The organism is Streptococcus sp. 4155 (assembly GCF_013276695.1).
GTDB classification, from domain to species: domain Bacteria; phylum Bacillota; class Bacilli; order Lactobacillales; family Streptococcaceae; genus Streptococcus; species Streptococcus pseudopneumoniae.
Genome location: NZ_VMLM01000029.1, coordinates 1 through 19351 on the forward strand (window position 1 = coordinate 1; position 19351 = coordinate 19351).

16 protein-coding genes are annotated in these 19351 nt (G+C 35.2%); 14 read left to right on the forward strand and 2 right to left on the reverse strand.

Annotated elements, in window-relative coordinates; genetic code table 11:
- The first annotated feature begins 157 nt into the window (after window positions 1-157).
- Complete coding sequence (rnc, locus tag HT715_RS03865; RefSeq protein WP_023940209.1) at window positions 158-856, forward strand: ribonuclease III; 699 nt, start codon at window positions 158-160, stop codon at window positions 854-856.
- Window positions 847-4386 carry a chromosome segregation protein SMC gene (gene smc, locus HT715_RS03870; protein ID WP_138704667.1) on the forward strand — a complete coding sequence of 1180 codons (3540 nt, stop codon included), beginning with the start codon at window positions 847-849 and terminating at the stop codon, window positions 4384-4386. Before rnc ends, smc begins: the two co-directional genes overlap by 10 nt.
- 193 nt (window positions 4387-4579) lie before the next feature.
- Here the strand turns inward: smc and HT715_RS03875 are convergent, their stop codons facing one another.
- Complete coding sequence (locus tag HT715_RS03875) at window positions 4580-5431, reverse strand: Rgg/GadR/MutR family transcriptional regulator (protein WP_172922833.1); 852 nt, start codon at window positions 5429-5431, stop codon at window positions 4580-4582.
- A 79-nt stretch (window positions 5432-5510) separates the two neighbouring features.
- Here HT715_RS03875 and shp3 point away from each other — a divergent pair, with 79 nt between their 5' ends.
- From shp3 to ftsY, 12 genes are all read left to right on the forward strand, one after another.
- The gene (gene shp3, locus HT715_RS03880) at window positions 5511-5582 is read left to right on the forward strand and encodes a peptide pheromone SHP3 (protein ID WP_001812431.1); all 72 of its coding nucleotides are present in this window, start codon (window positions 5511-5513) and stop codon (window positions 5580-5582) included.
- Window positions 5583-5683: 101 nt separating this feature from the next.
- Window positions 5684-7540, forward strand: a complete 1857-nt coding sequence (locus HT715_RS03885; RefSeq protein ID WP_000744515.1) for a hypothetical protein — start codon at window positions 5684-5686, stop codon at window positions 7538-7540.
- A 495-nt stretch (window positions 7541-8035) separates the two neighbouring features.
- Window positions 8036-8506, forward strand: coding sequence for a hypothetical protein (locus HT715_RS03890; RefSeq protein WP_000350878.1), 471 nt, complete (start codon window positions 8036-8038; stop codon window positions 8504-8506).
- A gap of 5 nt (window positions 8507-8511) precedes the next feature.
- On the forward strand, window positions 8512-9633 hold the full coding sequence (locus HT715_RS03895) for a hypothetical protein (protein WP_001221832.1): 1122 nt from the start codon (window positions 8512-8514) through the stop codon (window positions 9631-9633).
- Window positions 9634-9685: 52 nt separating this feature from the next.
- Entirely contained in the window at window positions 9686-10570 is an 885-nt protein-coding gene (locus tag HT715_RS03900) for a hypothetical protein (protein ID WP_240149818.1), read from the forward strand.
- A complete protein-coding gene (locus HT715_RS03905; RefSeq protein ID WP_172922834.1) occupies window positions 10557-11783 on the forward strand; it encodes an MFS transporter in 1227 nt (408 codons plus the stop codon). Before HT715_RS03900 ends, HT715_RS03905 begins: the two co-directional genes overlap by 14 nt.
- Complete coding sequence (locus HT715_RS03910) at window positions 11767-12534, forward strand: site-specific DNA-methyltransferase (RefSeq protein WP_000846118.1); 768 nt, start codon at window positions 11767-11769, stop codon at window positions 12532-12534. The genes HT715_RS03905 and HT715_RS03910 overlap by 17 nt, the downstream gene beginning before the upstream one ends.
- 21 nt (window positions 12535-12555) lie before the next feature.
- Window positions 12556-13617, forward strand: coding sequence for a nucleotide sugar dehydrogenase (locus tag HT715_RS03915; protein WP_240148189.1), 1062 nt, complete (start codon window positions 12556-12558; stop codon window positions 13615-13617).
- A gap of 411 nt (window positions 13618-14028) precedes the next feature.
- Entirely contained in the window at window positions 14029-14169 is a 141-nt protein-coding gene (locus HT715_RS12240; protein ID WP_212750423.1) for a hypothetical protein, read from the forward strand.
- Between the two features lie 622 nt (window positions 14170-14791).
- Window positions 14792-15583: an HAD family hydrolase gene (locus HT715_RS03930; protein ID WP_025170661.1), complete on the forward strand. Its 792-nt coding sequence runs from the start codon at window positions 14792-14794 to the stop codon at window positions 15581-15583.
- Window positions 15583-16401, forward strand: coding sequence for a Cof-type HAD-IIB family hydrolase (locus tag HT715_RS03935; RefSeq protein WP_000763444.1), 819 nt, complete (start codon window positions 15583-15585; stop codon window positions 16399-16401). The genes HT715_RS03930 and HT715_RS03935 overlap by 1 nt, the downstream gene beginning before the upstream one ends.
- A 3-nt stretch (window positions 16402-16404) precedes the next feature.
- Window positions 16405-17688 (forward strand): signal recognition particle-docking protein FtsY, encoded by a 1284-nt coding sequence (gene ftsY, locus HT715_RS03940; RefSeq protein ID WP_138707188.1) that lies wholly within the window; start codon window positions 16405-16407, stop codon window positions 17686-17688.
- Window positions 17689-17732: 44 nt separating this feature from the next.
- Here the strand turns inward: ftsY and zwf are convergent, their stop codons facing one another.
- Window positions 17733-19220: a glucose-6-phosphate dehydrogenase gene (gene zwf, locus HT715_RS03945; protein ID WP_138707187.1), complete on the reverse strand. Its 1488-nt coding sequence runs from the start codon at window positions 19218-19220 to the stop codon at window positions 17733-17735.
- Between the last annotated feature and the right edge of the window lie 131 nt (window positions 19221-19351).

Sequence of the window (19351 nt, forward strand, 5' to 3'; positions counted from 1 at the left end):
CACACTGGTGGTTTTGATTCTGACCCAAGTTTAACCCAAAAACTGAAAATCTCTTTTTAAAGAATTCCCAAATGCTCTCCAGTTCCGTTTTAGAGTGACTCAGGAGGCTTTTTTTGATATAATAAAAAGGACTGTTATCAGTTAGAAAGAGGTTGGTATGAAAGAATTACAAACTGTACTAAAGAACCATTTTGCAATCGAATTTGTAGACAAAAAGTTACTGGAAACTGCCTTTACTCATACGAGTTATGCCAATGAGCACCGCCTCTTAAAAATTTCACACAATGAACGCTTGGAATTTTTAGGAGACGCTGTTCTACAGTTATTGATTTCAGAATATCTGTATAAAAAATATCCTAAAAAGCCTGAAGGTGACTTGTCTAAACTCCGTGCCATGATTGTCCGTGAGGAGAGTTTGGCTGGTTTTGCGCGTGATTGCCAGTTTGATCAGTTTATCAAACTTGGTAAAGGGGAAGAAAAATCTGGTGGTCGCAATCGTGACACCATTCTTGGTGATGCCTTTGAAGCCTTTCTTGGTGCCCTCCTTTTGGATAAGGATGTGGCCAAGGTCAAGAAATTTATCTATCAAGTCATGATTCCTAAGGTTGAAGCAGGCGAGTTTGAGATGATTACAGACTACAAAACCCATCTCCAAGAGTTACTTCAGGTCAATGGGGATGTAGCTATTCGTTATCAGGTGATTTCTGAAACAGGGCCTGCCCACGATAAGGTTTTTGATGTAGAAGTTCTTGTTGAAGGTAAGAGTATTGGTCAAGGCCAAGGTCGTTCTAAGAAATTAGCAGAGCAGGAAGCTGCCAAAAATGCCGTTGAGAAAGGGCTGGATTCATGTATTTAAAGGAAATCGAAATTCAGGGATTCAAGTCTTTTGCTGACAAGACCAAGGTCGTCTTTGACCAAGGTGTGACGGCGGTTGTTGGACCAAATGGATCTGGAAAGTCCAATATTACAGAAAGTCTGCGTTGGGCCTTGGGGGAGTCAAGTGTTAAGAGTCTCCGTGGGGGCAAGATGCCGGATGTCATTTTTGCTGGAACTGAAAGTCGCAAACCGCTCAATTATGCTTCTGTAGTTGTGACTCTGGATAATCATGACGGATTTATCAAGGATGCAGGACAAGAAATCAGGGTAGAACGTCATATCTATCGTAGTGGAGATAGCGAATACAAGATTGACGGCAAGAAAGTCCGTCTGCGTGATATTCATGATCTTTTCTTGGATACTGGATTGGGACGAGATTCCTTCTCTATCATTTCCCAAGGGAAGGTTGAGGAAATTTTCAACTCCAAGCCTGAAGAACGCAGAGCTATTTTTGAAGAGGCTGCTGGAGTTTTGAAATACAAAACTCGTAGAAAAGAGACTGAGAGCAAATTGCAACAAACTCAGGATAATCTAGACCGCTTAGAGGACATTATCTATGAGTTGGATAATCAAATCAAGCCTCTTGAGAAGCAAGCAGAAAATGCTCGTAAGTTTTTAGATTTGGAAGGTCAACGCAAGGCTATTTACTTGGATGTCCTTGTTGCTCAAATCAAGGAAAATAAGTCTGAACTAGGGTCGACAGAAGAAGAGTTGGTACAGGTTCAGGAACTCTTGACAAGCTATTACCAAAAGCGTGAAAAATTAGAAGAAGAAAATCAAACTCTTAAAAAGCAACGCCAAGATTTACAGGCTGAAATGGCTAAAGACCAAGGCAGTTTGATGGATTTGACCAGTCTGATTAGTGATTTAGAGAGAAAATTAGCCCTATCGAAATTAGAATCTGAGCAAGTAGCCCTCAATCAACAGGAAGCACAAGCTCGTTTGGCTGCTTTGGAGGATAAGAGAAATTTACTCAGCCAAGAAAAATCTGATAAAGAAAGCTCTTTAGCTCTGTTAGAGGAAAATCTAGTCCAAAATAATCAAAAACTCAATCGTTTAGAAGCTGAATTGCTAGCTTTTTCAGATGATCCTGATCAAATGATTGAGCTCTTACGCGAACGCTTTGTAGCTCTTTTACAAGAAGAAGCGGATGTCTCAAACCAACTGACCCGCATCGAGAATGAGTTGGAAAATAGTCGTCAGCTTTCTCAAAAACAAGCAGATCAATTACAAAAACTCAAAGAACAGCTGGCTACAGCTAAAGAGAAGGCTAGTCAGCAAAAGGCGGAGCTTGAAACTGCTAAGGAGCAGGTTCAAAAATTATTGGCTGACTACCAAGCTATTGCCAAGGAGCAAGAGGAGCAGAAATCTTCCTATCAAGCTCAACAAAGTCAACTATTTGACCGTCTGGATAATCTCAAAAACAAGCAGGCCAGAGCTCAAAGTTTGGAAAATATCCTTAGAAATCACAGTAACTTTTATGCAGGTGTTAAGACTGTTCTCCAAGAAAAAGTCCGCCTTGGTGGTATTATTGGTGCTGTTAGTGAGCACCTGACCTTTGATGTGCATTATCAAACTGCCTTGGAAATTGCGCTTGGAGCAAGCAGTCAGCACATCATTGTAGAAGATGAGAACGCGGCGACTAAGGCGATTGATTTCCTCAAACGAAACAGAGCAGGTCGTGCAACCTTCCTTCCTTTGACAACGATCAAGGCGCGTACGATTTCTAGTCAGAACCAAGGTGCTATCGCTGGAAGCCCAGGTTTCCTTGGGATGGCAGATGAGTTGGTGACATTCGATAATAGGTTGGAAGCTATTTTCAAGAATTTGCTAGCTATAACAGCTATCTTTGATACAGTAGAACATGCTCGTGCAGCAGCTCGCCAGGTTCGTTATCAGGTTCGCATGGTGACACTGGACGGGACAGAGCTACGCACAGGTGGTTCCTATGCAGGTGGAGCCAATCGTCAGAATAACAGTATTTTTATCAAGCCAGAACTGGAGCAATTGCAAAAAGAAATTGCTGAAGAAGAAGTAAGCTTACGTTCAGAAGAAGCGAGTTTGAAGAACTTGCAAGACGAGATGGCTAGATTGACCGAATCATTAGAAGCCATCAAATCTCAGGGTGAGCAGGCTCGTATTCAGGAGCAGGGCTTGTCCCTCGCTTATCAGCAGACCAGTCAGCAAGTCGAAGAATTAGAAACTCTTTGGAAACTCCAAGAAGAGGAATTAGATCGTCTTTCTGAGGGAGATTGGCAAGCAGATAAGGAAAAATGCCAAGCACGCCTTGCTACTATTTCCAGTGACAAGCAAAATCTAGAAGCTGAGATTGAAGAGATTAAGTCTAACAAAAATGCCATCCAAGAACGTTATCAGAACTTGCAAGAACAGGTAGCGCAAGCTCGCTTGCTTAAGACAGAACTGCAAGGGCAAAAACGTTATGAAGTTGCTGATATTGAACGTTTAGGCAAAGAATTGGACAATTTAGATATAGAACAAGAGGAAATCCAGCGTCTTCTTCAAGAAAAGGTTGACAATCTTGAGAAAGTTGATACGAATTTGCTCAGTCAACAGGTAGAAGAAGCCAAAACTCAGAAAACAAACCTCCAACAAGGTTTGATTCGCAAGCAGTTTGAGTTGGATGATATTGAAGGCCAGCTGGATGATATTGCTAGTCATTTGGATCAGGCTCGCCAACAGAATGAGGAATGGATTCGCAAGCAAACACGTGCTGAAGCTAAGAAAGAAAAGGTCAGCGAGCGCTTACGCCATTTACAAAGCCAATTAACAGACCAGTACCAGATTAGTTATACTGAAGCACTAGAAAAGGCACATGAATTGGAAAATCTTAATCTGGCAGAGCAAAAGGTTAAGGATTTGGAGAAGGCTATTCGCTCACTGGGTCCAGTCAACTTGGAAGCTATTGACCAGTACGAAGAAGTTCACAGCCGTCTGGATTTCCTAAATAGCCAGAGAGATGATATTTTGTCAGCGAAAAACCTGCTCCTTGAGACCATTACAGAGATGAATGATGAGGTTAAGGAACGCTTTAAATCAACTTTTGAAGCCATTCGTGAGTCCTTTAAAGTGACCTTCAAACAGATGTTTGGCGGAGGTCAGGCAGACTTGATATTGACTGAGGGCGACCTTTTAACAGCTGGTGTGGAGATTTCTGTTCAACCTCCAGGTAAGAAAATCCAGTCGCTTAATCTCATGAGTGGTGGGGAAAAAGCCTTATCAGCTCTTGCCTTGCTCTTCTCCATTATTCGTGTCAAGACCATTCCATTTGTCATCTTGGATGAGGTGGAAGCTGCGCTGGATGAAGCCAATGTTAAACGTTTTGGGGATTACCTCAATCGATTTGACAAGGACAGCCAGTTTATCGTTGTGACCCACCGTAAAGGAACCATGGCAGCGGCTGATTCCATCTATGGAGTGACCATGCAAGAGTCAGGTGTCTCAAAAATTGTTTCAGTTAAGTTAAAAGATTTAGAAGGTATTGAAGGATGACAATTAAACTAGTAGCAACAGAAATCGGAATAAGTAAATTGATACAATAGCCTATAAAGAAAGCCTTGAAATTTAGCTGATTTCAGGGCTTTTTAACTGTCTATTGCTATCAGGGTAAAATCATTAGAGATGTTGCGAGTTTATGGAGACACCCTTGATTTGTAAAATGTTAAATAGTAGAGAATCATTTCATCTATTCTTTGTTTACCAGTTTATCGAAATGGCTAGTATAGTGTAATTTTAACTTGTTTTCTCCTAAAATATCAAGGACTTGTATGGCCTGTTTCATTTTTTCAATTCCGCTATCTAAATGACGCTTAAATTCAAAGTAACCAGTTGCATAGAGAAAAACTGTCTGTTCATAAAAGTTTAATTCATTATCTAATAATGCTTTTATTTCGGTGATTAGACAAGTACAGTTTGAAAATTCTTCCTTATCTACGCTAAGAATTAGACAATTGATGGCCAATTGAGTGACAATTCGCTTATTTGTTTTATTCAACGAAGAGTAGATGTAATTGTTCAACATTTCCTTTGTTAATAGGAAGTAGGAGTTGTAGTTTATTGTTCGTACACAGTTACCTAATAAAGTGATTTCATAGTAACCCCATTTTTCAACTTTAAAGAGATAATCTGTCAATTGAAGTAATTCTTTATTTGATGGAATAATGCTGGAATCCATTGTATGTAGAATGGATTTTATCATTGTTTTATCGAAAGAATTTAAAGTGTAATGTGATGAGTCAGAAAGTAGAGCAGCTATATTTTTGATGTTATGTGATGAATATTGCTTACGAATATATTGAACCAAATTAGCGAATAATTCAGCATTAGTATAATCTTCATTATGTAAAATAAGAAACTCATCTAAAGTAATGTGTAATTTGTCTAAAATATTGATAAGTCGAATACAAGATATCTCTGATTCCCCACGTTCGAATCTAGATATTTGAGATTTTGAAAGCTGTTCATCTGCTACAGAGCATAGACTAATTTGTTTTCCTTTACGAACTTTTCTAAGTGTGATGCCAAGTTTTGATTTCATAATTTCCCATTTTCCCAACAAAAATTAAATCCGTTTTTATTTATTGTACAATAAATAAAAACGGAAAGGAAGTCCGAGTATGAAGAAAATTTCAAAATTTTTGCCGATTTTGGTTTTGGTGATGGATATTATTATAATTGTTGGTGGGTAAAATGCTTAAGTGTACACTTAAGTCTTTAGAATATTCTAAAGACTTAAGATTTTATAGATACATAGTATAAAATACGGTATTTATAATTTGGGAGGCTTTAATTGAAAAAACAGAATTTATTTAAAATATCAAATAATGTACAAGAGTATTCGAATGCTTTTAATACTATGGGTTTAAATTTTCAAGGAGAAATTCCTATTTTTGTTGACCACAAAAGAGAAGATTTACTTCATAATATCAAGCGAATTAACAATGAATATTCCGAATGCTATAAAACAACGCCAATTTACCAATGCGATGCAGGGATCACTCTATCTTCTGATTTAGAGTTTTATAAAAACTGTAGGTTATTTTGTAAGAAGTGGGTGACCTCTTTAAATGAGATGATAAACATAGAAAATCTGGTAGTAATAGGACTATATAAAGATTTTTCGCAATATAAAATTTTGACTATATTAGAATATTGTAAGAAAAATAATATTGAACTGTACATACTGACAGGAAGAGATCTATCTTCATTGTCTTGGATGATAGGAAAGCAGTTTTACTCAAAAAGTGAAAAAGAAGTACGAAAAGCAGTCTTTTCGCATAAAAAGTTAAATGAATTTAGTGAAACAAAAAACAAATGGGATATTTTTGATATAAAAAGGCTTGAAAATGAAAATATAAAAAATCTTTTGGAAGAAAAATCTTGGTCAGAATTAGTTTTTCATGGACATGGAAAAGAAGATCATCTAAATTTAGCTGATTTCACTTTGCATGGTTTTAATAAATTAATTCCTCAACAAGAAAAATTTGCTCCTTCTTGGGGCCATCAAGGGCAATCTTTTTTTAAGGATGAGAGTAAAGCAATACGTATTAGCTCTATAAATGTTGAAACATTATTTTTATTATCTTGTAGTAATTTTCCGTTTAATGATTGTAGATTGTATGATTCTAGATTCAACTTAACATTAGATGCTATCGATGGAATAGCAAGAAATATTGTTGCTTCTATTGCTGTTCAATCGATTGATAATCCAGAGATATATGAAATTTTTTCAGATTCAAATTTGACAAATATTGGAACCAAACTTCATAATAAATTAAATGATGTACAGCCGTTTGTTTCAATTGTTAATATTGGACTCCCAAATACTAGAAAAGTAGATCAATCACTTGAAAATATAAATGGGATTGTCCGATTAACCCAAAGTAGCAAAATGATTTTATCGCGACTTGCTTCATATGTTTCGTCTGGGTTATTAAGTAGTGAACATGAGGTAAAAAAGTTATCTAATAATGTTTTAGCAGATTACATGCAAATGACACGCAGAGGTACCTATGGAGTGACAGAAGAAAAATATTTAAATTTTGAACAAAATTTAATAAATAGAGTAAATCCTATTTCTAAAAAGATAGCTGAAATAATGATTCAGAACCAAAATGACGAGCTTTTCGAATTTGATCGATATAATATTTTTAGGTCTATAATTGATGAAAGTAGTATTTTCAAAAAAATATGTTGTTGTGGAAGTTCGGGTGTTGGTTGCAACTATATTCCAGAAACTAACAATTTATTCAATATTAATTCTTTCTATTGTTATAGGTGCGGTGATAAAAATACTTCAATGACAGGCATGCCAGAAGTAGATTTTATGTGTGATAATTATGATAGAGAAAGATTAAGAATAAAATATAAGATTGTTATTACTCCACAACATAGAGGAGATGTTTACTTAGGAGTACAGCTACCAACATATGTAGAAAAGTCATCAAATACCTCACCAGAGTTGAAAAGAATACGTTTTAAAAATATTGGAACTAAAGTAGTTGAAGGAGAGATCTGTTTTAACGAGGATACTTTACTTCAAAGCTATTATCTTAAGCTATTTATTATTCAGAATGGGGGAATAGCTATTAGTAGATGTTTCTTCAATTTAATAAATAATTGTGAGGGAAAGTTTGAAAAAATATAAATGTAATATATTTATTATTTACTCTAATTTTGAGTAATTGAAACACGAGGAGTATTCCTTCACCAAATTTGAGAAAGGCCTATTTCTTTTTATAAACAAGTCGCTTATCTAATAATAAATTTACTAATTATAATCTTAAGAAATCGTAAAGCAATACAAGATATCAGATATTTATCTGTAAATCTATTAATTAGCATTCTAGTCTTATCTTCATTATAAAATCAGTATTTTGAGATGTACAAGACAAGCTTCCTAGTTTTCTCTTTGATTTTTTTAGTATTATGGTCACAGTTGGTTGTACCTAATAGGATGAACTACAGTTATAATGATGGATTTTTTCAAATGTATTGGCTGAAGCACTCACTTAATCGCCTCGTCGCGATTTGTAATAGTGATATGTTTTCACGTTTTATATTATAGTTTTAAACAAAGAGCACAATACTTTTTAACTCAGTGTTGTGCATTGAATGAAACGAAAGAAAGGAATGAATAACAATGGATATTTTTTTAGGTACACCAATCACAGGAATAATTAATCCGAACTTGAAAAGTCCGTTAGAAACTGCGACAAAGTCCAGAATTAAGGGGATTATTTCTGATTTGAGATCGTATGGTCATAATGTGTTTTGTGCTCTAGAGGAAGAAGAATTTGGCAAAAAGATTGCAGATTCTTTAGAATGTACCCTTAGAGATTATTCGATACTGAAACAAAGTAATGTATATATTACTTTTCCAAATAATAGTTATGGATGTGCTGTGGAACTTGGTTGGGCTTCAGCGCACTCTATTCCTATTGTCTTAGGAATTAACAAAAGAATCGGTTCAAAAACACCATTGTATGAAGGTTTACACACAACAGGTACTCAGGTTCATGTTATTTATTATGATTCTGAAGATGAGTTTCCAGATAAACTTGAATGGTTAAAAATATTAAAGTACATAGAAAAGCATATATTTATTAGGTGATTGTTATGAGAATTTTGACAGTAACTACAAATTTTGGTTTTGGTCCGTCTTCCAAATTATATTCTATTATCAAAGAGCTATTGAAGATGGGATATAAAGAGATTACATTTTGCGGAAATGGAGAATCTATAAATTTTTTTAAGACCAACTTTGGTAATAGATTAGAATACATCGAGTGTGATACTGATGAAATTAGGTCTGAAAGCTTTTTGAAAATAGTAGATATTAAGAATTATGAACTCTTAATTAATGTTATGAATCTGAATATTCCTAAAATTCAACGAGATACAAATTTAAATGTAAAAAGTGTATTTGTTGATAGTCTAAGTTGGATGTGGGAAAAACCCCTAGATGGGATTAACGAATATGATATTTATTTTGTTCAAAATGCTTTTATTGATCCCAATAATTTATCGCAGTATAAGAATATCCAAACAATAAATCCTATTATTAATACGGAAGGAATAACAAAAACAAAAGATTTCAAAAACAATAAAATTCTATTAAATTTCGCTGGTATAGTTACTCCATATGAAAATGATGTATTTTTCAAAAAGTACATGTTATTTTATCTAAAACTTTTTTCAAAAATACCTAATATTGATAAATATGAGATTGATTGTGCTTGTAACATGACGCAGAAAAAATGGATTGAATCAAACAACCGTTTTGACTACAATGTTACATTTAAAGTAATGTCCCATAAAGAGTTTCTATCAGCGTCATGTGAAGCAAGTAGGATATTTACAACACCTGGTTTGACATTTTATTTAGAGAGTTTAGAATTAGGCTTAAAACCACATTATTTTTTGCCTTCAAATTATTCTCAGGCATTATTGCTTGAAAAATATAATCAAATCTCTGGGAATTGTAATACCTTATCTAAGTATGGATATTTATTTTCAACAGATGAGTTACTTGAAGAAAGTGAAGGTGTGACTAAAGTAAGAGAAGCATTTTCTAATATTAGTACAAGATATAAAGAAGAAATCTTCGACAATATAATATCATATATTAATGAAGGTTCGGTGTATGAATCAAAAAATGAAATTCAATATAAGGAAGAGAGCGGTATTCGTTCAATTATTAGAATTATGCTTGAAAAAGGACTATTGAAAGGAAGATAATACATGCCTGTGATTGAAGATATTGATTTTTCCAATTTACTAGTGAAAAAAAATGTATAAAAAAGATTTAAATCAGATAATTTCATTAAATGACTTAAATTATGATGCTAGTTTTAGGGATAATTTAATAGTTTTTGATGAAACAAGTAATTTTTCTCCAAATAACAGTCTTGTTGTTGGGGGGGCTTGTATTGATCGCTGTGATGCAAAAATTGATAATCTGGCTATCAATTTTTACTTTGATATACTGATGCCTATTAATGAGGCCATCATGAAAAATTTAAATTGTGCAATATATGTGGATACACCTATTGAATCATGTAAAGATGATTGTGAAAAAGAAAGATGGCAACAATTTGTTAAACGCTTAGAAATATTTTTTGAACAGCTAGGAAAACGTGTAGGCATTGAAATAAAAATAATTCGAAGAGATTTATCTTATAAAATGATTGATAAGATATTAAAAAAACATAACTTTAGTGATGATGAATTAAAAGGTTTGTATGATTTAGTGCCTAGTGCAAAGAATATTGTATTTGGACCAGAACTATTACTTCATTTTCGTAGATCAATCATTTCGTATTTACCAGAATTCATTTCAGAATATTTTGAAGAAAATTTTGAAGAAATTATAGTTTGTGAAGAGTTAAGTCAGTGTAAAGCAATTGGCAAAGCCTGGAGAATCAGTAATAAAATATATCCCAAAATATATATAGATATGCCATCTCTTAGTTGTAGAAATCGCATGCATAGGAGTAATAATGGGAAAATAGGTATTTTTGAATCAGCATCTTTGAATAAAACTAGAAAATCTGATCCATTGTTTCATGAATTTATGAATAGAATAGAATTGGAAGCTATTTTTAAATCTTTTGATGTTGATAATTTTTGGTTAGTAAAAGATGAATTAGAAGGAATGTGGTATGAGAAGCAATAAAATTTCATCAGAGTTAAAATATTATCTATATATCATTTTTACAAATTTACGATTTACTAGAATAGTAAATATTATCTTTATTGTTCAGTTTTTGGGATTATCTTTAGTACAATTTGCATTTTTTCAATCTATTTTTCTATTTTCACAATTAGTTTCAGAGATTCCCTCCGGAATTTTAGGAGATAGGTTTAGTAAGAAGAAAATCGTTCTATTGGGACTAGTTCTGTTATCAATTACTCCATTATTAACTCTTTCATCAATCTTGCTAATGAAGGACTATGTTTACTATGTTATACTAGGTGCATTTGTTTTAGAAGGAGTAGGAAATGCTTTTTTAAGTGGAGCTGATGATGCCTTGTTTTTTGAATCTCTAAGAAGTGAAGGCAAGGAGGAGAGTTATGGGAAAATACGAGGAAAGTTACAATTAATCAGCGCTCTGACTTTGGGGATTGCTACATTTATAGGAGGTGGTTTATATAGCATTACAAGATGTTTACCATATTTTATACAATCTTTTACACTTATAGGTTCAATGATAATCATCATATCTATTCCAGATAATCAGAAACACTCTATAGAAGATCTTAATCAAAATGGTGTTCCGAAATTTAAAGAATTATTTTCAGTTTTTCATAGGTTGCTAAAATCTACTAAAATTCTTTTCATGCTCGCTTTTACTACGGTTATTGTCTCAGCAATTAACGTAGTATTTGCTTTATTACCAGATTATTTTTCTAAAATAGGATTTTCTACATCTATTAATGGAGCTATGTTTATGATTTATAGTATCATTGGTGGCATAGTAGCAACTCAAGCTTATAAAATATCAAAAATAAGAGTTTCTAAATTAATTATGCTGCTATCATTGATACTAATGATTTCCATTATTTTTCAAATTTTGCCTTTCAATGCCACATTTATATTTAGTTTTCTACTGTTGTACATTATCATAGATATTCTTGATCCTATTATCATGGAGATGTTACATCTTTGGGTTGATGACAATTCAAGAGCAACAGTTATATCAGGACTATCCTTTTCAATTAGTCTTGTTACAATGTTGGTAAATCCGATAATTGGTGTAGGAATTCAAATATTTAATATGAGAATAACTATCTTATTGATTTCTTGTTTTATGATTGTAATGATATTAATCTCGTATATGTTAATAGAAAAAACTAAAAGGAGTAAAAAACATGAAAACAGAGAATAAGGCTTATTTAGGTGATTCCAGAGCTATGGAAGATGTAGAAAATGATTCTGTTGATTTAATAATCACTTCTCCACCATATTTTAATTTAGTTGATTATCAACACGATGATCAGATTGGGTTAACAGAAACATATAAAGGCTATATTCAGAGTCTAAATAGTGTTTGGGAAAGATGTAGTAAAATATTAAAAGAAACAGGAACAATTTGCATCAATATTTGCAGTTCTGTAGAAATTAGCAGAAAAAATCAAAATATGTATTACGATATCAAACATGAAATTGAAAAATTCTTTGCGGAGCATAATTTCTATATTGAAGGGACAATAATATGGAATTTGAATAATACTTCATATATCAAAAATCAAGTTGAAAAATATCCTTCAAGTTATTCGAATAATGAGTCTTTGATTCTAAATAACTATGAATACATATTGATTTTTAAGAAAAAGTCAGAATTTATAGTGTGGGATAGAAACATTGAGGGCACTAAATTTATTGACTGCATTTGGAATATACCTTGGGATTATTCTACAAGACCACCAGCTTTTCCAGAACAAATTGTCAATCAACTTATTGATATTTATTCTCTGGAAGGTGATGTTGTGTTGGATCCGTTTATGGGGCAAGCGACTACATCTTTGTGTGCTTTTAAGAAAAATAGAAAGTTCATTACCTATGAATTAAATCCAACCACTTATAAATTAGGTTTAAAAAAACTAAATCAAGTGGGTGCGCTGAATGTAAACAGATAAGAAAGTAGTAGAAGGTCTATTATGAAAATAACTACAGTTGGTATGGGGTACGTCGGTTTGACTTTATCTGTCCTGTTATCTCAGGAACATGACGTGGTTGGATTAGACATTAATTTACAGAAAGTCGAACAGCTTAATAATAAAATTTGTCCATTTATCGACTATGAGTTGGAGAGATATTTTTTAAATAAAGATTTGAAATTCGAAGCTTGTATTTATGATGAGAAGTACTTTGAAAAAGTTGATTGTATCATAATAGCAATACCAACAGACTTTGATGAAAATAAAGGAGTATTAGATACTGAGGGTATAGAATCAGTTATAGCTGATTGCCTAAGTATTAATCCTGTTGCATATATAGTTATAAAATCTACAGTGCCAATCGGATTTACGAATTATTTGAATACAAAATTTCACACAGATCGGATCATTTTTTCTCCAGAGTTTTTGCGTGAAGGAAAAGCATTATTAGATAACTTATTTCCATCTAGAATTATTTTGGGAGGGAGAGCTGAATATTGTCAAAGATTTGGAAGATTATTATCGGAGTTCTCGTTAAATGAAGTTGCCCCGATTCTACTGACAAATTCAGCTGAAGCTGAAGCAATTAAGTTATTTTCAAATTCATACCTTGCAATGAGAATTGCGTTCTTCAATGAAATTGATAGTTTTTCCATTATGAAAGGGTTAAATACTAAAAATATCATTGAAGGAATTTGTTCTGAAGAAAGAATCGGAGAATTTTACAATAATCCTAGTTTTGGTTATGGAGGATACTGTTTACCTAAAGATACAAAACATATGTTAAGTGAATGTGAAGGCCTTCCAACTGTTTTGTTAGATTCTATTGTATTAAGTAACCAAAAAAGATCAGAGTTTATAGCAACACAAATAACAAAAAATAATATATACAATGTAGGCATTTATCGTTTGCTAGCTAAAAAAGATTCTGATAATATTCGTGATTCGTCAACTGAAAATGTGATTAAACAATTAACGAAATATAATGTAAATATTATTATTTATGAACCGTTTTTGTCTTCAAAAGAGATTTTTGATGCTAAAGTTGTAACGAATCTGTAAGAATTTAAAAAAACATCGGATGTTATTATTTCAAATAGAATTTCAGATGAATTGTCTGATGTATTAGAAAAAGTTTATACAAGAGATATATTTAATAGGGATTAAATAATAATATTTTACTTTTGAGAAGTTGCGATAACATAATATTTGAGAAAATCAAAGTATATTACGATTTATAGCGAAATGAAATAAAAATTGAACAAATTTATTGGGGAAGTTAAACCAATTTCTAACAATGTTTTAGAAACAACGGTGTACTATTTCAATGTCAATATACTATGTTATAACATGTTTTTTATAAGATAAGTAACTATAGAAGAAAAGTTTCTATAACAACCTCTTCCTCATCCGAAAGAAACCTCTTATTGGGTCTTAAAAAGTGATAGCCAGCAGACCTATTATTAGACTTTTTTGTCAGGGAAAGATGAGCAACAAGGTATCACGCTTTACCATCATGATCAGCGACGGAGTGGTTTAGTAGTGCAGGAATCTCAGGGAGCTTATTCTGCTTATGCGATAGCAGTCCAAGGTTTAGGAGCAAAGCGATGCTAAGCTTGGTAAACTGCGAGATGCTCGTCCGCTTATCGTCAACTGGAAGAAGCTGCACTTGTTGGTTGTTGGGCACATGTGAGAAAGGAGTTTTTTGAAGCGACGCCCAAGCAAGTGGGGAAATCATCGTTAGGTGCTAAAGGCTTAGCTTATTGATGGGATACATTGTCGATTGATGAACGACTACAGAAACGTCAAGAAAAGCTCCAACCCTGAATGGAAGACTTCTTTGTTTGGTGCCGGATCCAGTCAGTTTTACAGGGTTCAGAACTAGGGAAGGCTATTGAATACAGGCTCAATTCTGAAGAAACCTTTAAGACAATTTTGAAAGACGAGCATCTCTTCCTTGTTATTGGACGATAAACAAGTGGAACTTACTCTGACTTGGAATTCCACTTGTTTTTTCGATTTTTATCAGATTAATTTCAACTTTTATTGGCGGTGGAAGTTAGTTTGGGAATTTAGAAAAAATCCAGTTATACTAAAGGGTTAAGTAATATTGGATAAAAATTAAGTGATAAAGTCGGGAGTTTATCAAGCGTCTAATCTCAAATGGATTAGGCGCTATTTGCTTTTTCTATGGTATAATAGAAGGTGGATTTATTAATTGGAGTATGAAGAATTTATGATTAAACTAGTAGCAACGGATATGGACGGAACCTTCCTAGATGAGAATGGACGCTTTGATATGGACCGCCTCAAGTCTCTCTTGGTTTCTTACAAGGAAAAAGGGATTTACTTTGCGGTGGCTTCGGGGCGCGGATTTTTATCTCTAGAAAAATTATTTGCTGATGTTCGTGATGACATTATTTTCATCGCGGAAAATGGCAGTTTAGTAGAGTATCAAGGTCAGGACTTGTATGAAGCGACTATGTCTCGTGAGTTTTATCTGGCAACTTTTGAAAAGCTGAAAACGTCACCTTATGTAGATATCAATAAATTGCTCTTGACGGGTAAGAAGGGTTCTTATGTGCTAGATACGGTTGATGCAACCTATTTGAAAGAGAGCCAGCACTATAATGAAAATATCCAAAAAGTAGCGAGTTTGGAAGCTATCACAGATGATATTTTCAAATTTACAACCAACTTCACAGAAGAAACGCTAGAAGCTGGGGAAACTTGGGTCAATGAAAATGTCCCTGGTGTTAAGGCCATGACAACTGGCTTTGAATCCATTGATATTGTTCTGGATTATGTCGATAAGGGTGTGGCTATTGTTGAATTAGCTAAAAAACTTGGTATCACAATGGATCAGGTTATGGCTTTTGGAGACAATCTAAATGATTTGCATATGATGCAGGTTGTGGGACATCCTGTGGCTCCTGAAAATGCACGACCAGAAATTTTAGAATTAGCAGAGACTGTGATTGGTCACCATAAAGACCAGTCGGTTATAGCTTATATGGAGGGCTTATAATGGCAGATATAAAATTGATTGCATTGGACTTGGATGGGACCTTGCTGACTACTGATAAAAGGTTGACGGATCGCACCAAGGCAACCTTGAAAGCTGCGCGTGATCGTGGTATCAAGGTCGTATTGACAACTGGTCGTCCCTTAAAAGCCATGGATTTCTTTCTCCATGAGCTAGGGACTGACGGTCAGGAAGATGAGTATACGATTACTTTTAATGGTGGTTTGGTTCAGAAGAATACAGGTGAAATCCTTGATAAAACAGTCTTTTCATATGATGATGTGGCACGCTTGTATGAGGAGACAGAGAAATTATCACTGCCTCTTGATGCTATCTCAGAAGGAACTGTTTATCAAATCCAATCGGACCAAGAAAGTTTGTATGCCAAATTCAATCCAGCTTTGACCTTTGTTCCAGTGGACTTTGAAGACTTATCTAGTCAAATGACTTACAATAAGTGTGTGACTGCCTTTGCTCAAGAACCATTGGATGCAGCCATTCAGAAGATTTCTCCAGAATTGTTTGACCAATATGAAATCTTTAAATCACGGGAAATGTTGCTAGAGTGGTCACCAAAGAATGTTCATAAAGCAACAGGCTTGGCAAAACTAATCAGCCATCTTGGAATCGACCAAAGCCAAGTCATGGCCTGTGGTGATGAGGCCAATGATCTTTCTATGATTGAATGGGCAGGGCTCGGTGTTGCCATGCAAAACGCTGTTCCTGAAGTTAAGGCAGTCGCAAATGTGGTAACTCCAATGACTAATGATGAGGAAGCTGTCGCCTGGGCTATCGAAGAATATGTGCTAAAGGAGAACTAAGATATGGGATTATTTGACCGTCTATTCGGAAAAAAAGAAGAACCTAAAATCGAAGAAGTTGTAAAAGAAGCTCTGGAAAATCTTGATTTGTCTGAAGACATTGAGCCTACCTTGACAGAAGCTGAGGAAGTTTCTCAAGAAGTAGTAGAAGTTGCTGAAGATGCTGTGCTCCAAGAAGAGGAAATCCAAGATACAGTTGAAGAAAGTATGGATTCAAAGCCAACTGTAGAGGTTTCTCAAGAAGAAATAGAAGAATTTCCAAACTCAGAAGAAGTCTCAGAGGGAGATAATCCTGAGCACGAACGAACTGTAGAAGAAAATAGTTCTGAAGTGCTTGAACCAGAAACGCTTCAATCAGAAGAAACCGTTCAGGAAAAATATGACCGTAGTCTCAAGAAAACTCGTACAGGATTCGGTGCACGATTGAATGCCTTCTTTGCTAACTTCCGCTCTGTTGACGAAGAATTTTTCGAGGAATTGGAAGAACTGCTGATCATGAGTGACGTTGGTGTCCAGGTGGCTTCTAACTTAACCGAGGAGCTACGCTACGAAGCCAAGCTTGAAAACGCCAAGAAACCCGACGCACTACGCCGTGTGATCATTGAGAAATTGGTTGAGCTTTATGAAAAGGATGGAAACTATGATGAAAGTATCCACTTCCAAAATGGCTTGACAGTCATGCTCTTTGTCGGTGTTAATGGTGTTGGGAAAACAACTTCTATCGGAAAACTAGCCCACCGCTACAAACAAGCTGGCAAGAAGGTCATGTTGGTTGCAGCAGATACCTTCCGTGCAGGGGCAGTAGCCCAGCTTGCCGAATGGGGCCGTCGTGTGGACGTTCCAGTTGTGACTGGACCTGAAAAAGCTGACCCAGCCAGTGTGGTCTTTGATGGAATGGAACGTGCCGTGGCTGAAGGTATTGATATTCTCATGATTGATACCGCTGGTCGTCTGCAAAACAAGGACAACCTCATGTCTGAGTTGGAGAAGATTGGTCGTATCATCAAACGTGTTGTGCCCGAAGCTCCGCATGAAACCTTTTTGGCACTTGATGCATCAACAGGTCAAAATGCCCTGGTACAGGCCAAAGAATTTTCAAAAATCACTCCTTTAACAGGAATTGTCTTGACTAAGATTGATGGAACTGCTCGAGGTGGTGTGGTTCTAGCTATCCGAGAAGAACTTAATATTCCTGTAAAATTGATTGGTTTTGGTGAAAAAATCGATGATATTGGAGAATTTAACTCAGAAAACTTTATGAAAGGCCTCTTAGAAGGCTTAATCTAATCAGAAGCAAAAATCCTGCAAGGTACAAACTTGCAGGATTTTTTTTATTCTAAACGACCATCTTGGCGGTAGGCGATATCTGGTTGCCAAGTCCATTTGGCACCAAACTTTTCAAGTAAGTCAAAGCTTGCTTGAGGTCCCATGCTTCCAGCTTTATAATCATGAAGTGGGGCACCATTTTCGGCCCAGAGCTCTTCGATACGATCAATCAATTTCCATGACGCACCAACTTCATCCCAGTGGCTAAAGTTAGTTGAGTTGTTATTTAGGACATCATAAATCAATTTCTCGTATGGTTCTGGAGAAGCACCAGTTGCGGTCGCATCCGTACGGTAATCAAGTGAGTTCGGAGCTAAGTTGAATTCTTCTCCTACTTGCTTCCCATTTAGGCTGAGAGAGAATCCTTCTGTTGGTTGGATATAGATGGTCAAAATGTTTGGAGCAAGTGGTTCACCAAAGATAGAGTCCATTTGTTTAAAGACAATGTTGACATGAGTTCCTTTTTCAGTCAGACGTTTACCAGTACGGAAGAAGAAAGGAACACCACGGAATCGATCGCTGTTTACAAAGAAGGCACCAGATGTAAAGGTTTCAGTTGTTGATTCTGGATTCACATTTGGCTCGCTACGATAAGAGATGTATTTCATGCCATCAATCTTACCAGAGCGGTATTGCCCACGGATAAAGTGTTCTTTGAGTTCTTCATCAGTTGGATGATAGAGGTTTTTAAAGACCTTAATCTTTTCAGCACGAATCTCGTCTTTTGTGAAGCTTGCTGGTTTGTCCATGGCGAGGAGCGAAAGAAGTTGTAGAGTGTGGTTTTGGACCATGTCACGGAGGGCACCGGATTGGTCATAGTAGCCACCACGTTCTTCTACACCCAAGCGCTCCGCAAAGGTAATTTGAACATTGTCGATAAAATCCTTGTTCCAAACGTTTTCAAAAATCAAGTTTGCAAAGCGAACTGCAAAGATGCTTTGGATCATTTCCTTACCAAGATAATGGTCGATACGGAAAATTTGTTCTTCGTCAAATGTTGCTAGGAGTTCGTCATTCAACTTGCTTGCGCTTGCGTAATCTGTACCAAATGGTTTTTCAACGATCAAGCGCTCAAAACCTTTGCCATCGACAATGTTTTCAGACTTGAGGTGTTTGGCAATGGTTCCAAAGAATTGAGGAGCCATAGACAAGAAGAAGAACTTGTTGTGTTCAGCTTGGTACTTGTCATTTAATTCAGCCTGTAATTGACGTAGAGCAATGTAGTGTTCTGTATCATTGACATCATGACTTTGATAGTAGAAGTGGCTAGCGAATTCTTGAGCCTGTTCGGTACTATCTGCCAAATCAAGGATCGATTCGACGACAACAGATTCAAAATATTCCTTGCTCCAAGGACGACGGGCAGTTCCAATGACGGCAAAATGTTTGGAAAGATTGCCGGATTTATATAGTCTAAATAGGGAAGGGTAGAGCTTGCGTTTAGCCAGGTCTCCACTCGCACCGAAAATTGTAACAATAACCTTAGATGACATCTAGCTACCTAATTTCTATTTTTATTCCTAGTCTTGCTAGGTATGAGGAAACCTCATTTCATAAACTTAATTCTAACATAATTTTCCGAAAAATCAAAAAATCCAATACGAGGTAGAAAAAAACTGCAAGG

Bases quoted from the DNA above. Each gene is read 5' to 3' on its own strand.
- rnc (WP_023940209.1), top strand. From the start codon at position 158: ATGAAAGAATTACAAACTGTACTAAAGAACCATTTTGCAATCGAATTT.
- smc (WP_138704667.1), top strand. From the start codon at position 847: ATGTATTTAAAGGAAATCGAAATTCAGGGATTCAAGTCTTTTGCTGAC.
- HT715_RS03875 (WP_172922833.1), bottom strand. From the start codon at position 5,431: ATGAAATCAAAACTTGGCATCACACTTAGAAAAGTTCGTAAAGGAAAA.
- HT715_RS03890 (WP_000350878.1), top strand. From the start codon at position 8,036: ATGGATATTTTTTTAGGTACACCAATCACAGGAATAATTAATCCGAAC.
- HT715_RS03895 (WP_001221832.1), top strand. From the start codon at position 8,512: ATGAGAATTTTGACAGTAACTACAAATTTTGGTTTTGGTCCGTCTTCC.
- HT715_RS03900 (WP_240149818.1), top strand. From the start codon at position 9,686: ATGTATAAAAAAGATTTAAATCAGATAATTTCATTAAATGACTTAAAT.
- HT715_RS03905 (WP_172922834.1), top strand. From the start codon at position 10,557: ATGAGAAGCAATAAAATTTCATCAGAGTTAAAATATTATCTATATATC.
- HT715_RS03910 (WP_000846118.1), top strand. From the start codon at position 11,767: ATGAAAACAGAGAATAAGGCTTATTTAGGTGATTCCAGAGCTATGGAA.
- HT715_RS03915 (WP_240148189.1), top strand. From the start codon at position 12,556: ATGAAAATAACTACAGTTGGTATGGGGTACGTCGGTTTGACTTTATCT.
- HT715_RS03930 (WP_025170661.1), top strand. From the start codon at position 14,792: ATGATTAAACTAGTAGCAACGGATATGGACGGAACCTTCCTAGATGAG.
- HT715_RS03935 (WP_000763444.1), top strand. From the start codon at position 15,583: ATGGCAGATATAAAATTGATTGCATTGGACTTGGATGGGACCTTGCTG.
- ftsY (WP_138707188.1), top strand. From the start codon at position 16,405: ATGGGATTATTTGACCGTCTATTCGGAAAAAAAGAAGAACCTAAAATC.
- zwf (WP_138707187.1), bottom strand. From the start codon at position 19,220: ATGTCATCTAAGGTTATTGTTACAATTTTCGGTGCGAGTGGAGACCTG.